General features: G+C 36.6%; 17 protein-coding genes. 12 read left to right on the top strand and 5 right to left on the bottom strand.

From position 1 onward, the window contains the following. The first annotated feature begins 8 nt into the window (after positions 1–8). The 8 genes from CDOM16188_RS06175 (at position 9) to dapE (ending at position 8,819) form a co-directional block, all read left to right on the top strand. Complete coding sequence (locus CDOM16188_RS06175; RefSeq protein ID WP_172200348.1) at positions 9–530, top strand: YcxB family protein; 522 nt, start codon at positions 9–11, stop codon at positions 528–530. Positions 531–558: 28 nt separating this feature from the next. Then, a complete protein-coding gene (locus tag CDOM16188_RS06170) occupies positions 559–921 on the top strand; it encodes an MmcQ/YjbR family DNA-binding protein (RefSeq protein ID WP_172200345.1) in 363 nt (120 codons plus the stop codon). 61 nt (positions 922–982) lie between these two features. Next, positions 983–2,287: a UDP-N-acetylmuramate--L-alanine ligase gene (gene murC, locus CDOM16188_RS06165; protein ID WP_172200342.1), complete on the top strand. Its 1,305-nt coding sequence runs from the start codon at positions 983–985 to the stop codon at positions 2,285–2,287. Further along, the gene (locus tag CDOM16188_RS06160; RefSeq protein ID WP_172200339.1) at positions 2,287–2,628 is read left to right on the top strand and encodes a hypothetical protein; all 342 of its coding nucleotides are present in this window, start codon (positions 2,287–2,289) and stop codon (positions 2,626–2,628) included. Before murC ends, CDOM16188_RS06160 begins: the two co-directional genes overlap by 1 nt. After that, a complete protein-coding gene (locus CDOM16188_RS06155) occupies positions 2,629–4,830 on the top strand; it encodes an endonuclease MutS2 (RefSeq protein WP_172200336.1) in 2,202 nt (733 codons plus the stop codon). It abuts the gene before it with no gap. Positions 4,831–5,042: 212 nt separating this feature from the next. Then, positions 5,043–5,657, top strand: coding sequence for a LysE family translocator (locus tag CDOM16188_RS06150; protein WP_172200333.1), 615 nt, complete (start codon positions 5,043–5,045; stop codon positions 5,655–5,657). An 85-nt stretch (positions 5,658–5,742) separates the two neighbouring features. After that, a complete protein-coding gene (locus CDOM16188_RS06145) occupies positions 5,743–7,665 on the top strand; it encodes an EAL domain-containing protein (protein ID WP_172200330.1) in 1,923 nt (640 codons plus the stop codon). 23 nt (positions 7,666–7,688) lie between these two features. Further along, positions 7,689–8,819 carry a succinyl-diaminopimelate desuccinylase gene (gene dapE, locus CDOM16188_RS06140; protein ID WP_172200327.1) on the top strand — a complete coding sequence of 377 codons (1,131 nt, stop codon included), beginning with the start codon at positions 7,689–7,691 and terminating at the stop codon, positions 8,817–8,819. A gap of 46 nt (positions 8,820–8,865) precedes the next feature. On the opposite strand, the gene hisG is transcribed toward dapE, so the two are convergent. Genes hisG through CDOM16188_RS06115 form a run of 5 tightly spaced genes read right to left on the bottom strand, consistent with a single transcriptional unit; the run spans position 8,866 to position 11,985 of the window. Then, complete coding sequence (gene hisG, locus CDOM16188_RS06135) at positions 8,866–9,474, bottom strand: ATP phosphoribosyltransferase (RefSeq protein WP_172200324.1); 609 nt, start codon at positions 9,472–9,474, stop codon at positions 8,866–8,868. Continuing rightward, complete coding sequence (locus CDOM16188_RS06130) at positions 9,468–10,097, bottom strand: type III pantothenate kinase (RefSeq protein WP_172200322.1); 630 nt, start codon at positions 10,095–10,097, stop codon at positions 9,468–9,470. Before CDOM16188_RS06130 ends, hisG begins: the two co-directional genes overlap by 7 nt. After that, entirely contained in the window at positions 10,084–10,413 is a 330-nt protein-coding gene (locus CDOM16188_RS06125; protein WP_172200320.1) for a hypothetical protein, read from the bottom strand. Before CDOM16188_RS06125 ends, CDOM16188_RS06130 begins: the two co-directional genes overlap by 14 nt. A 1-nt stretch (position 10,414) precedes the next feature. Continuing rightward, entirely contained in the window at positions 10,415–11,422 is a 1,008-nt protein-coding gene (locus tag CDOM16188_RS06120; RefSeq protein ID WP_172200318.1) for an L-seryl-tRNA selenium transferase, read from the bottom strand. Continuing rightward, positions 11,419–11,985, bottom strand: a complete 567-nt coding sequence (locus CDOM16188_RS06115; protein WP_172200316.1) for a hypothetical protein — start codon at positions 11,983–11,985, stop codon at positions 11,419–11,421. The genes CDOM16188_RS06120 and CDOM16188_RS06115 overlap by 4 nt, the downstream gene beginning before the upstream one ends. Positions 11,986–12,107: 122 nt before the next feature. Between CDOM16188_RS06115 and gatC the strand changes: the two genes are divergently transcribed. The 4 genes from gatC to CDOM16188_RS06095 are packed head-to-tail and all read left to right on the top strand — an operon-like array spanning position 12,108 to position 14,554. Next, positions 12,108–12,395 carry an Asp-tRNA(Asn)/Glu-tRNA(Gln) amidotransferase subunit GatC gene (gene gatC, locus CDOM16188_RS06110; protein WP_172200314.1) on the top strand — a complete coding sequence of 96 codons (288 nt, stop codon included), beginning with the start codon at positions 12,108–12,110 and terminating at the stop codon, positions 12,393–12,395. A gap of 5 nt (positions 12,396–12,400) precedes the next feature. Next, entirely contained in the window at positions 12,401–13,483 is a 1,083-nt protein-coding gene (locus tag CDOM16188_RS06105; RefSeq protein WP_169940536.1) for a type IV pilus twitching motility protein PilT, read from the top strand. Further along, the gene (locus CDOM16188_RS06100) at positions 13,484–14,095 is read left to right on the top strand and encodes a CvpA family protein (protein WP_169940534.1); all 612 of its coding nucleotides are present in this window, start codon (positions 13,484–13,486) and stop codon (positions 14,093–14,095) included. Positions 14,096–14,098: 3 nt separating this feature from the next. Then, on the top strand, positions 14,099–14,554 hold the full coding sequence (locus tag CDOM16188_RS06095) for a Fur family transcriptional regulator (protein ID WP_169940532.1): 456 nt from the start codon (positions 14,099–14,101) through the stop codon (positions 14,552–14,554). Positions 14,555–14,563 lie beyond the last annotated feature (9 nt).

Genomic DNA, 14,563 nt, shown 5'->3' with positions numbered 1-14,563 from the left:
AGGCTAAAATGCAAAGCGAATTTGAGTGTAAATTTAGCGTCGGTGACGAGCTTTTAAAGCGGTATGTGCGCGTTATCACAAGAGGTCAAATCAGGCAAATTTTCTTTGTTACCATATTTGCGATATGCTCTATGCTCTTACTTTTTTCGGTAAAAGATGAATTTGACAGGTTTGAAGTGGGAATTTTAAGCGCTGCGGTAACGATGATATTCCTTAGGATATTCATCATTTATCTAACGCCAAAGATGACGTTAAATGCGATAAAACAGGGTAGTGATGCGATTCATGATAAAAACAGATATGAAACGCGGCTTAAATTTAGCGATAAAATTTATATGAGTGAGGGCGACTTTGCTCTTGCGCTTAAATACTCTCAAATTTTTAAAATTTATAGGCTAAAAGATGGCTTTGCACTTATGTTTGGCTCTAAACAGGCGATTTTAATCGATGTCAGTAAATTTAGAGAGCATGAGATGAGCGAGATAGAAAGTTTTCTCTTTAGCAAATTTGATAAATCTATCTTTGAATGAAAGCCTTAAAAAAGAGCGATGAAACCAAATGCAACTAAAAGCCGTTTTTAAATATATAAGCGAAAAATTCGGAGTTAAAAACGAAAAAGTTTTTGAAAACTATCCTGAGCATGCTATTTTTCGCCATAAGAAAAATCAAAAATGGTTTTGCCTGCTCTTAAAAGTTGATTATAAAAAACTTAGTCTTAAAAAAGATGGCGAAACTTTCATCTTAAATTTAAAGTGCAGGCCTGATCTGGCAAGCCTATTAAGAGATGATGAGAGAATTTTCCCTGCTTATCATATGAACAAAAAGCACTGGATAAGCGTGAATTTAAGCAGCGATATCTTGGATGAGGCGGTCTTTGATCTGATTGATGAGAGTTATGAGCTAACCAAATCAAAAAACTAAACCAATATCTCTAAGCTCCTTTTGGATATAATCAAATTTAAAATTTAATTTAAGGTCAAATTTGAGAAAAGTTCATTTTATCGGTATCGGCGGTATCGGCATATCGGCTATCGCGAGGTTTTTAAACGAAAAGGGCTACATCATAAGCGGTAGCGACATCAAAGAGAGCGTTACGACAAAAGAGCTCGTAAAGCAAGGCATAAATGTCATAACGCCTCACTGCAAAGAGGCGATAACGGATCAGGATTTTGTTATTTATTCAGCTGCGATCAAAGAGGATAACATAGAGCTGATCGAAGCCAAAAGACGCGGCATAAAGTGTCTTTCGCGCAAAGAAGCCTTGCCCATAGTGCTTGAGGGCAAGCGTGTATTTGCGGTTGCGGGAGCGCATGGTAAGAGCACCACTTCGGCGATGCTTGCAAGCCTTGTCGAGGGCTCTGTCATCATAGGCGCCATCTCAAAGCAATTTAATTCAAACATGAAATACAACACTCATGAAAACGTCATCTTTGAAGCCGATGAGAGCGACTCAAGCTTCCTTAACTCAAACCCGTATTTGGCCATCGTAACCAATGCGGAGCCCGAGCATATGGAGCACTACGAATACGATATGCAGAAATTTCATGCAGCTTACAGGGGATTTTTGGAGCGAGCTAAAATTCGGGTGATAAACGCCGAAGATGAGTTTTTAAGCACGCTTAAGTTTGACGCTATCAGACTAAATCCAAGCGTTGATATTACCGATATGACCATGGTAGTAAGGGATTTTGTGCCGTACACTACCTTTAATCTTAAAAATTTGGGCAAATTTGAAGTGCTTGGCATGGGCGAGCATATCGCAATAGACGCCAGTCTTGCGATATTGGCTGCGATTAATGAGGTCTCTTTAAGCTCAATTCGTGAAAATTTGATGAATTTTAAAGGTATAAAAAAACGCTTTGATATACTTACGGCAACTAAGAAATTTGTGCTTATAGATGACTACGCTCATCATCCCACCGAGATAAAAGCGACTCTCAAATCGGTCTTTGAATACGCAAAGCTGCTTGGAATTTCAAAGATAACGGCGATATTTCAGCCTCACCGATATACTCGCTTGAGTGCAAATTTACAAGGGTTTAAAGAGTGCTTTAAAGGCATTGACGAGCTTGTGATACTGCCCGTTTATGCGGCGGGCGAAGAGCCTATAGAGATAGATATGAAAGAGGAATTTAAAGAGTATAATCCGATAATGACCACTCACGTTAGCAGAGAAGATGACAGTATTGTGTTTTTTGATGAATTCGGAGTTAAGAATTTGCTTGATGACGGACTTGTGATAGGATTTGGCGCAGGCGACATCACATATCAATTAAGGGGAAAATAATGAGGTTTATACTTGTTTTAGTAGTTATTTTAGTGGCTATTTTGCTCTTTAGTATAAGCGATGAGAAGATTAGCAAAAAGGCTAAAATTTTAATAACCTCTTTTATCGTGGTTGTAGGAGGTTTGGCTTATGTTTATGAGAGTACTTTTGAAGATAGTCAGGCTAAAACCCGCGAGCTTTTAAGCGCGTTTAATCAAGGTAAAATATTAAAATGCGGGGAGATAGAAGTAAGTAATAAAAAATTTAACTACGAATTTGGCACCGCGTCTTTTGTCGCAAAGCGCGAATTTAAAGAGCTTAGCAGCGTCATAATAGAGATAAAAAGTTGCGAGGCTAAGTAGGTGGATAGACTGCTTCATACTCTTGATCTAACCGAGTATATCGCTAAATTCGGCTCGTTTTTGGCTCGCGAAAAACCGCTTTTTATGCAAGGAGATAGCAGGCTTCACTATGAAAAAATTTTAGAGCTTTCAAATGTGGAATTTAAAGAGCCTGGCGAGGTTGCGAATTTAGACGACGCTCTCATTAGGCTAAACAAACAAGCCGTGCTTCATATCAGCGAAATTTATGAATTTGCTAAGATTATAAACTATTTTTCGTATCTTAAATCGCTTAAATTTGAAAGACGTCTTGGCGAGTGGCTAGATAAGATAGAAATTCCTTCGGCTATTTTAAAAATCGCAAATTCCTTTGATAAAGACGGCGAGCTAAAAGATGAGGTCGATGAGAGGCTTGCAGACATAAAATCGGCTTTTGCTATGAAAAAGTCTCAGATTGACGCTGATTTAAAGCGACTTATCTACTCAAAATCAATAATGCCTTATCTTGTGGATACTCAGGTTCATTATATCAATGCTCAAGAAGCTTTGCTGGTGCGCGGAGGGTTTAATCACGTGCTAAAAGGCACGGTTGTCGCAAGAAGTTCGGGCGGATACTTTTACGTAATGCCTGCAAACATAGAAAAGCTTAAAAAAGAGCAAAGCGAGCTTTTGGATAAAAAAGAGCTGATAGTATATGAGCACTGCAAGCTTATGAGTGGCGTTATGCACAAAAATTTGCTATTTTTGAAATTTATAAATTCGGCTTTTGATATCTTTGACGCTTATAGCGCGCGGGTGCTTATGGCTAAGAGTATGGATTATGAATTTGTGCTAAGCGATAGCTCGTCAAATATAGTTATTAAAAATTTCGCCCATCCTGCACTTAAAAATCCAAAAAGCGTGAGCGTGGATTTTCGTAAAAAAGTGCTTTTGATAACGGGTGTAAATGCGGGCGGCAAGTCAATGCTTTTAAAATCAATAATTTCCGCGGCGTTTTTAGCGAAGTATCTTTTGCCTATGAGGATAGATGCTGAAAATTCGCACATCGGAAGCTTTAAGGAGTTTGATACCATCATCGAAGATCCGCAAAATGTAAAAAACGACATCTCTACTTTTGCAGGGCGCATGCTTCACTTCTCAAGGCTTTTTAACAAGAAAAATTTGCTCATCGGAATTGATGAGATAGAGCTTGGAACGGACTTTGAAGAGGCTGCTAGTCTATATAGCGTGATGATTGAAAGGCTTATAGCGAGCGATATCAAGATGATCATCACTACTCACCATAAGCGTCTTGCTATGCTGCTTGCTAAAAATAGCGAGGTTGAGCTCATAGCAGCCCTTTATGACGAGGAGAATTCTCGTCCGAAATTTGAGTTTTTAAAAGGAACTATCGGCAAATCTTATGCTTTTGAAACTGCCGTAAGATACGGCATATCTCAAAATTTAGTTAGCGAAGCGAAGAAAATTTACGGTGAAGATAAAGAAAATCTAAACGAGATGATAAGCAAGACTTTAAATTTGGAAGTTGAGCTAAAAGAACGTCTTGAAAGCACGGTAAAGAAAGAGCAAAAGCTTGACTTGCTCATTGAGAGTTTAAAAGAGCAAAAAGAACAAAACGAAATAAGAGAGCAAGAGACTATAAATAGGCTTGAAAGAGAGTATTTTAAGGCTATAAACGAGGCTAAAAGAGCTATAAATTTAGACGATACCAGAGAAAAACAGCGTGCCTTAAATAGTGCCAATGAGGCTAAAAAAGCTATCATAAAGCCTGAAATTTCAACTCAAATAGAGCTAAAAATCGGCGATAACGTAAAATATAATAAGATAAAAGGCGTTGTGGTAGGACTTAGTAAAAATGACGCTACTATACAAACCGACGGCGTTAAGCTTAGAGTGCCTATCAAGATGCTTAAAAAAAGCGGCAATCCGCCTCCAAGCGCACCAAAGTCAGGCGTAAATTTAAAGGTTCAAAAACCAAAAACGGCTAGCGTTACTCTTGATCTGCACGGACTTAGAGCCGATGAGGCGATAGAAAGGCTTGATAAATTTATCTCCGATAGCTTGATAATGGGCTTTGATGAGGTTAGCGTCTTTCACGGGATAGGCACCGGTAAGCTTGCCTTTGCGGTCAGGAATTTTTTAAAGACTCATCCTAGCGTAAAGGAATTCTTTGATGCGCCGCCAAATCAAGGTGGATTTGGAGCTAAGATAATAAGACTTTAGACTCGCTTTATGTGATTTGTTTTGTTGTGCTGAGGATAGAACCAGCTTGTCAAATTTGCTTTTATGTATGAGTTAAAGTCTTTTTGAGTAAATTTTAATGAAGAGTGCTGTAGCGATGATGAGATTTTTGACTATCGGTTATTTTTTATGACTATCTGTAAAAACGGCAACAGCAAATATATTTGTGAAAAATATATGATCGGCATAGCTATATGAGTATCTTTTTGCAAGGGCTTTTGCTTGGATTTTCAGCAGCCATACCGCTTGGACCTATTAATATAATGATAATGACCGCCGCGCTCAGTTCGTTTTTAAGAGCGTTTGCTATCGGTCTTGGAGCGATGAGTGCGGACGTGCTTTATCTGCTTTTGCTTAGTTTTGGAGTGTTGGAGTATCTGCAAAACGAACTTATCTTAAAGGCGATCGGAATTTTTGGAATTTGCTATCTGCTTTTTATCTCTTGGCTTATCTTTAAAGGAGCAAATAACCAAATCAAGCTTGAAAAAACGCTAGATAAAGATAAAGTACAATTTGCTAAAAATTATTTTAAAGGATTGTTTGCAACTCTTAGCAACCCTTATACGATAGGATTTTGGCTAAGTGTGGCTACTCTTGCAAGTAGCTTTGCAGGATACGCATGGGTTATGGTTGCAGGATTAATTACTGCTATCGGGCTTTGGATAACTCTTATGCCTTTTGCTATTTTTAAGAGCTCCAAGCTAATTTCACCTAGAGTTATAAAGTATATGTCTTATAGTTGTGCAGTTATTTTAATAGGCTTTGCAATAACTCTTTTTTATAATATATTTTTTAATTTAAATATTTAATATTTTATTAATAGCTTTTTTAATCAAATTGTGATATTATAAAAGATTAATATAACTTGGTGTTAATAAAAGGTTAATAGGTCGGATGCAAAATATTGATTTTAAAAAATCTACAACGCAATTTATAATTTTGCCTGTAGTCATACTTATCATATGCTCTTTGATGCTTGTATCCTATATATTTTATACCAAATACAAAACCTCCGTAAGCAGTATGTCAAACATAACTATCGACGCTAAAGTAAAATCTCACATGAATGCCGTCGAGCTTTTGTATAATACTATTGCCGAACAAGATATAGCCACGTTTCAAAACTATGCAGAGCAGACAAAAGCTCTATCTTCTTGGGTTCTTAAAGAGATGGAAGATGAAAGAGAGCTTGTGGTTTTGGCAAGTTCTAGGTACCCTGAGCTTATAGGAGAGCCTTTGCCTGTTGAAATTTGCGGTATAGACAAAGTTAAATATCAAGAATTTATAAGCGAAGGTTACTATAAAGAGATAAAATTACTTCCCGATAATAAAGCTAAAATTTGCTATTTTAAGAAATACGATGATGTTATAATCGGATACAACATGATGGACAACATCAGAATTTCAGGTATTCACGACAGCTATTTTAGCGAATGGTTTTTTGCAAATATGAAAAACACCATCATAGTAACTACTTTTATGATGGTTATCGGGCTTTTTCAGTATTTTTTATTTTACAAGCGACTTAAAACAAATCAGATTGTATTAACTACCGTAAATGCCGAGCTGGTTTCTAAAAATAACGAGATAGAAAAGCGACTTTATTTTGACCCGCTTACAGGGCTTCCCAATCGAACGTCTTTACAAAAAGATATAGATGATATGAGAAAGCCAAAAATAGTCATTATGGACATCGATGATTTTAGAAAGATGAATAACTATTTCGGCATGAGAATTTGTAATCAAATTTTGCTATATCTTACCGATTTGGTTAAAAAAATCGCCCAAAAAGAGAGTATGAAGGTTTATAGAATCGGTGCAGATCAATTCGCTTTCGTTGAAGACGGAGATTTTTTTATAGATCGCTACGAAGATTTTGCGATCGATCTTTTAGAAAGCCTCAAAGGTCTTATAATAGACGTCGAGCGCGGAGTTGATGACAAGCAAGATCTCATAGAGGTTCATTGCACTATCGGCTTTTGTCTGGATGATACGCATACTCTTAGAAAAGCTATGGTTGCGCTTGAATTCGCAAAAAGAAGCGGCAAGGATTATTTTTGTTATTTTAAGAGTATCGATGATACGGTTCAGTATGTAGAGCAGATTAAACGCTCGAATTTGATTAGAGACGCTATTGTAAACGATAAGATAATTCCTTATTATCAGCCGATATTTAATGCGCAAAAAAAAGTTATGAAATATGAAACTCTAATGCGTATTCAAAATAGTCGCGAAGTGGTTTCTCCTCATATATTTTTGGAGGTTTCAAAGCGTATAAAAAGATATGTTGATATCGAAAAAATGCTTATGGAGAAGAGCTTTAAGCTTCTTCATGAAACTCCTGACGCGATCATTTCTATAAATTTATCCGGTAGAGATATGACTGACGGCGATATGAGCGTATTTATCATAGATAGGATAAACAGATATAAAGTCGCAAATCGTGTGGTGTTTGAGATTTTAGAAGATGAAAATGTCGAAAACGTTGAGCGGGTTAGTAAATTTATAGAGCGCGTTAAGCGAATGGGTGCAAAGATTGCGATTGATGACTTTGGTTCGGGATATAGCAACTTCTCTTATATTTTAAAACTTAAACCGGACTATATTAAAATAGATGGTTCAATCATTAAAAATATCGATACGGACGATGATTCGCGCTCGGTTGCAAGTGCGATAATCGCTTTTGCCAAGAGATTAAATATTACGGTAATTGCCGAATTTGTCCATTCAAAAAGCGTATTTGAAACCTGCGTGGCTCTTGGTATAGATGAATTTCAAGGCTTTTATCTGGGTGAGCCTTCTCATACCCTACTTTAAATTTATATTTAGACGGAAATACTATGCAAGTTATTGAGTTTTTTAAAGAAATTTTGAAATTCAGATCCATCACTCCTGATGATGACGGACTGCTTGAATTTATCAAGGATTATTGCGATGAATTTAAACCCACATTCGTTAATAAAAACGGAGTTAAAAATTTAATACTTACTAAGAAATTTGGCAGTGGAGCACATCTTGCATTTGCGGGTCATGTCGATGTTGTGCCTGCTGGGGAGAATTGGAATAGCGAACCTTTTGATCCTGTGCAAAAAGATGGATTTATATACGCTCGCGGAGCTCAAGATATGAAAAGCGGAGTCGCGGCGTTTGTTTGTGCTTGCAAGCAAATTTGTGCTGAAATAAGTTTGGGTAAGGCTAAATTTGATGGCACCTTATCTATGATACTGACAAGCGATGAAGAGGGTGATGCTATATACGGCACGCTTGAAGCTTTAAAATTTATGAAAGAAAATGAAAATTTGCCTGAATTTGCAGTAGTAGCCGAACCTACTTGCGATAAAATTTTTGGAGATACGATCAAAGTCGGCAGGCGCGGTTCTATAAACGCAACTCTTACCATAAACGGAATTCAAGGACACGCGGCATATCCAGACAAATGCGTAAATCCAACCCATCAGCTTGCAAGCGTTTTTCATAAATTTGCAGGATTTGACCTTGATGAAGGAGGAGAGTTTTTTGACGCTAGCAAGATCGTAATAACGGACATTAGAGGCGGAATGCAGGTATGTAACGTAACTCCAAGTAGCGTAAAAGTGATGTTTAATATAAGAAATTCGACCAAAACGGATGTTGCGCGCGTGCAAGATTATGTTAAAGGGCTTTTTGGAGAGTTTGACTACAGTCTTGATATCAAGCAGAGCTCAAAACCGTTTTTAACAGATAGCAATAGCGCTATCGTCAAAGCTCTACAAAATTCCGTAACTAATATCACTGGTGTCGTGCCTGATCTTAATACAAAAGGCGGCACGAGCGACGCTAGATACTTAGCCGAATTTGGAGTTAAAGTAGTTGAATTTGGAGTTATAAACGATAGAATTCACGCTGTAGACGAGAGGGTTCGCGTGGATGAAGTAGAAAAGCTCTATGAAATTTTTTGTGATTTTATAAGAAGTTTTAACGCTAAAATTTAAATCTACACTCTTAAATTTATAATAAAACTTTCGATTTTTACAACACTTAAATTCGAGTTTTTATCTTCTCGTAAAGCGATATTATCTCGTCTTTTTTGATAATAAAGCTATTTTTATTGGCTATCAGATGTGCAGATGAGTGCATGATAGTTTCTGCCACTTTTAACCCGTTTTTCTTCATTGTGGCGCCTGTTTCAACCACATCGACGATAACGTCGCTAAGCCCAACAAGCGGAGCTAGCTCTATAGAGCCGTATAGTTTGATGATTTTTAGAGGTGTCGCTTTAGCCGAAAAGTAGTTGCGAGAGATATTTGCCATCTTGGTTGCGACCTTAAGTTCAGAGACGTTATAATCAAGTTCTTCGCCCTCTTTAACTCCTACGCAAACGCGACATTTGCCGATTTTTAAATCAAGCAGTCTTAATACATCAGGCTTGTGCTCTTCAAGCACGTCAAGTCCTACTACGCCGATATCGGCGGCTCCGTTCATGACATAAACGGGGATATCTTGGTTGCGAACCATTAAAAATTTAAAATCTCCCTCTTGCATGATGAGCTTTCTATCCTCAAACAAAAACGGAGTTTTGAAAATTTTTCTAAAAATTTCAAGAGTCTCTTCGGCGATTCTACCTTTTGGCAGTGCGACTGTCAGCATAAAATTTCCTTTTTTTCTTCGATTAACGCCTGCATACCCCGAAAAATCAATCTCTTATCATAAATACTATTTTTAAAAAATCTAGATAAAAATTCTCCGTCTCCACCCGTAAAATAAATTTTAGAGTTATTTGAGATATTTTCTATAAGAAGGACGATAGGCTTGATTACTCCGTAGCTTACAGCGTCCGATGTCTTTTGAGGTAAAGCCTCAAGATCTATCTGTGAATTTAGAGATACCTTAAGTCGTTCGGATATGTTTTCATAGGTTTTTAGGCTTTGAGATATTCCGGGCAGGATACACCCTCCAAGATGCATTTTGTTTTGCATTATATCTATCGTTATAGCGCTTCCCGCATCAATAACCACTCCGTTATCGATACTGTAACAATTTACTATGCGATCGATCCCAAGTCCGTTATATATAGTGTCAATCTCAAAAAACGGCTCTAAATTTACGAAATTTTCATCATTTTCAAGCTTGGATTTAAGAGAGTCGTTCACGCTTATGTAGTATATTTTTTCACTACTTTTAAAATTTTTAAAGCTTTGGATATCGATCTTTGAAATTTTACCTTCTTTAGAAAAGGTGGCGTTTGTATTGCCGATATCACACAGCGTCATATTTCCATCCTGATTCTTTTATTAAATTTTGTGTTTTCGAGCAAATTTGCGAGCCGTAAAAGATAACTCTTTTTTTAATTTTCAAGCCAAGTTTTTCTTCTACTTTTCGGCAAATTTCAACAATATCTTCAAATTCTTTTTTTAAAAACCTGCTTTTGGCTTCTCTTATGAAAACTATAGTATAAAATCCCTTTGTGTCAATACCTATAGCCGATTTGAGAGTTTTTTTCTTGCTAAATTCGCTTAAATCAATCTGTTTTAGATCTTTTAAAACAAGATTATGAGCCTCAAAAATTTTATAAATTTCAGAGCTCATTTTAATTTAGCTTCAGGTAGTAGTTATCGTAATAAAAATCCTTAAATCCGACAAAACTCTTATCTTTTATCTCATCACTTAGCTCAAAAATTTGCGCATCGCTTAAATCCAGTCTAGTTTTTATAAGGTAGCCTTTTTTCTCGATAATATAAAGATGATCGCTAAATGCTACTGCATTTGAAAAGATGGCGAATTTGAAATTTACTGAATTTAGCTTTTGTAGATTAAGATCGGTTAGCGTTACCGTGCCGTCTTTTTCAAAGATATAAATTTTATCTTTATTTGAAATGACATTTTTTATTTCGCCGTTATAATAAAGCGTTTTTTCCGGACTTATCGACACGATTCTTTTGCCTGTTGATGCAAGCATAGTGTCATTTACCACATCTAAAAATATTATGTTATTAAAAAATTGCTCGCTACTTACGACAACATCTCTTAAAATTCTTCCGTTACTTTTATCAACTATCATAATCTTTCCATCAAGTGTCGGAAATATCACAAGAGAGCTTAAAAAATAAGGTGATGCCGTGCGAGAATCTTGTGCATATACGTCTGATGATTCAAATTCAAGCATGATTGAGTCAGTCGCAATATTTACAAGATATATCGTATTTGAAGCGCTTAGTAATGCAAGCCTATTGTCTTCAAGCGACGCAGATACGATGGCTTCTTTAAATTTTCTTTCGTATAATGCCTGTCCGTATTGGTCTGTGATTATTAAATTTCCATCAAGCGTTGAGGTTATAAATTTGTCTTTTTGGACATTTAAGAGCGTCGTGCCTTTTGGAAATTTTACATTTTCCAGTAAGCCGTGTTTTGTGATGACCATTCCGTTTTCAAGAACTGCCGCATTTAGGCTTGTTGAAGCGATATTATCAGGTAGTTTATACTCAAAATCAGCTTTTGAATTTACGTTTTCAGGCTCAAAATACTGCCTTTTGGTTCCGCATCCGCTAAGCAAAATCGATACAAAAATAACGGCTAAAAATATATGAAATTTTTTCATTTGACGCTTCCTTGGTAATGTTCAAGATTTTTTACTATCGGTTGAAGCTGTGAATTGAGAGGAATTTTCTTAAATTCTATCTTTGCTTCTTCTATTTTATTGTCTTTTATAAGCTCGTAACCCTTTAAAACCGTTTTGTAGTTGCTTAAAATTTGTCCGCTTTGTTCGTTTGTTTGGGATTTGATTATCTCTTTTAAGATAGGATCGATAGGTTCGTTTATAAGCGAATTTAAAGTGGTGGTATCGTTATTTTCAAGCGATCTTTTAAACTCGTAAAGAGCATAAAGAGATATATCCTTTTCTTTTAAGGTAGCTTTTGCTTTAGAGTCGCCGGGATTTGTTATAAGCGCAGCGTAAGCTTCGTTTGCTGCTTTAAAATTCTTATCTTTTATAAAGTTATTGACGTAATAAGCGCCAACCATTAATACTGCCAACACCAAAGTAACTATGAGAGGTTTTTTGTATTTCTTAATAAATCTTTCGCTTTTTATTATGTTTTCTAAAAATTGTTCCTGTGTATTTAACTCTTCTTTTATGGATTTTAAATCTTCTTTTATAGCCAATGTTTTTCCTTAAATTGTTGTAGTTAAAAGATTGTAATTGTAGCATAATAAATCTGAAACATCACAAAGGTTAAAGCTAAAATGTGATATAATGCACTAAAATTTGAATCAAATGAGGCATTATGCAGATAGATGATGAGTTACTTGCTAAGCTGGAAAAGCTTAGTTCGCTTGAAATAAGCGAGGATAAACGGGGGGAGATTAAGAGGCAACTTACTGAAATTTTGACCTTTGTCGATGTTTTAAATGAGCTTGATTTAAGCAATGTCGAAGCTGTGGTAAGCTCCATAGACGGCGGTACTTTGCTTAGAGAAGATGTTGAGATCAAATCAGACGTAATAGATTCGATCTTAAAGCATGCTCCGGCAAGAAACGAACACTTTTTTGTTGTTCCTAAAATCATAGAGTGATTGCCATGACAGAGACCGGAAAATTTAGCACGAATTTAGAAACGTTCTTAAAGACTGTTGTTTATAACAAAGCGAGTGATTTACACCTTGTCGCAAGAAGTGCGCCTCAAATAAGAATAGACGGCACTTTAAGACCTCTTGAAATGGGAGTTTTGACGGGTCATGACATACAAGATATATGTTATGCTCTCATAACCGACGCCCAAAAGAGTGAGCTTGAAGAAAAAAAAGAGCTTGACTTTGCTATAGAGTTGCCCAATATCGGACGTTTTAGAGGTAACTACTACTACACTATGAACGGTGATTTAGCGGCGGCATTTCGTATAATTCCTACCGAGATTCCTTCGCTTGACGATCTTAGAGCACCTTCGATCTTTAAGGAGATAGTAAAGCGCGAAAAGGGGATGATACTTGTTACAGGACCTACGGGAAGCGGTAAATCAACCACTCTTGCGGCGATGCTCAATGAGATAAATTTAAACGAAAGAAAACATATAATAACCATCGAGGATCCGGTAGAATTTGTCCATGAAAATAAAAAATCCCTATTTTCTCATAGAAATATAGGCACGGATACGCATTCTTACGCACAAGCGCTTAAGTATTCACTTCGTGAAGATCCCGATATAATACTTGTAGGCGAGATGCGTGATAGAGAAACCATATCTATCGCTATAACAGCTGCTGAAACGGGACACCTTGTCTTTGCCACTCTTCACACCAACTCGGCAATACAGACTATAAACCGTATTATAGACAGCTTTGAAGGCGGAGAGCAAATTCAGGTAAGAAACATGCTATCCGTTTCGCTAACGGCGGTTATCTCTCAAAGCCTTATGCCTAAAAACGGCGGAGGTCGTATAGCGGTTCATGAAATTTTGATAAACAACCCTGCGATTGCCAACCTCATAAGAGAGAACAAAGTTCATCAAATTTATTCTCAAATGCAACTAAATCAGCAAATGACAGGCATGACTACTCAAACGCAAGCTCTAACTAAAGCCGTAAGATCAGGTCAGATCACAAAAGATATGGCGATGAGATATTCAACAAGCCAGCAAGAATTAGCCGGCGTGATAGGAATGTAGATGGATTTTGCTAATATAAGTATTTTTGATATCTGTGTGGGTGTTCTTGTTTTGATGCTTGGCATAAAGGGCATTATGCACGGTCTTATAAGAGAAATTTTTGGCCTCATAGGACTTATAGGCGGTATTGTAGTTGCAAGCAGATTTGTAAATGAAGCGGGTAAATTTATAAACGATAAAATTTACAAGCTTGATAACGACTCCATAATACACTTTGTAGGGTTTTTATCCATACTTATAGTTTTTTGGGTGGTTTGCTTGGCTATAGGTATGTTTTTATCAAAGCTTTTAGATCTAAGCGGTCTTGGGATTTTAAACAAGATCGGCGGATTTATAATGGGGAGTGCGAAAATTTTCTTGATATTTGCAGTTTTGGTAGTAACGGTGGCTAATATCGGAGTGCTAGACAGCAAGCTAAAACCGTATCTGAAAGACAGTATCCTTTATCCCGTGCTTTTACAAACCGGCAAATGGATAATGAATATAGACGTAAATGAAGTAAAGCAAAATATACAAAATACTATACAACCACCTATAAATACGACATTAAAAGATGAAATTTCGATTGATTCAAACAATACCGTAGATAGCAACACAACACAAAAGGAGTAAAAGATGATTGAAAATTTAGAATATGACGCACTGCTTGAAAAATTCAAAAAAGTTTTAAAAGAAAATGGGCTTAAATATACTCAGCAACGTGAAGTTTTGCTAAAAACTCTTTATAATAACGACGAGCATTTTACGCCTGAGAAATTATATCTGTTTATCAAAGAGGCTCACCCTGAGCTAAACATAGGCATTGCAACAGTTTATAGAACTTTAAATTTGCTTGAAGAATCAGAGATGGTTACTTCAATCAGCTTTGGCTCTCAAGGCAAAAAATTTGAACTTGCCACAAAGCCTCACCACGATCATATGATATGCAGACGTTGCGGCGTCATAATAGAATTTGAAGATCATACCATAGAAAAAAGACAGATGAATATAGCAAAAGAGCACGGATTTAAACTAACCGGCCACATGATGCAACTTTACGGAATTTGTAAAGATTGCAGCAAAAAAATTTAAAAGGTAAAG

It is taken from the genome of Campylobacter sp. RM16188, from assembly GCF_012978795.1.
GTDB lineage: Bacteria > Campylobacterota > Campylobacteria > Campylobacterales > Campylobacteraceae > Campylobacter_A > Campylobacter_A canis.
Note: the sequence above shows the minus strand (reverse complement) of the source record. Positions and strands in the feature narration are given on the sequence as shown.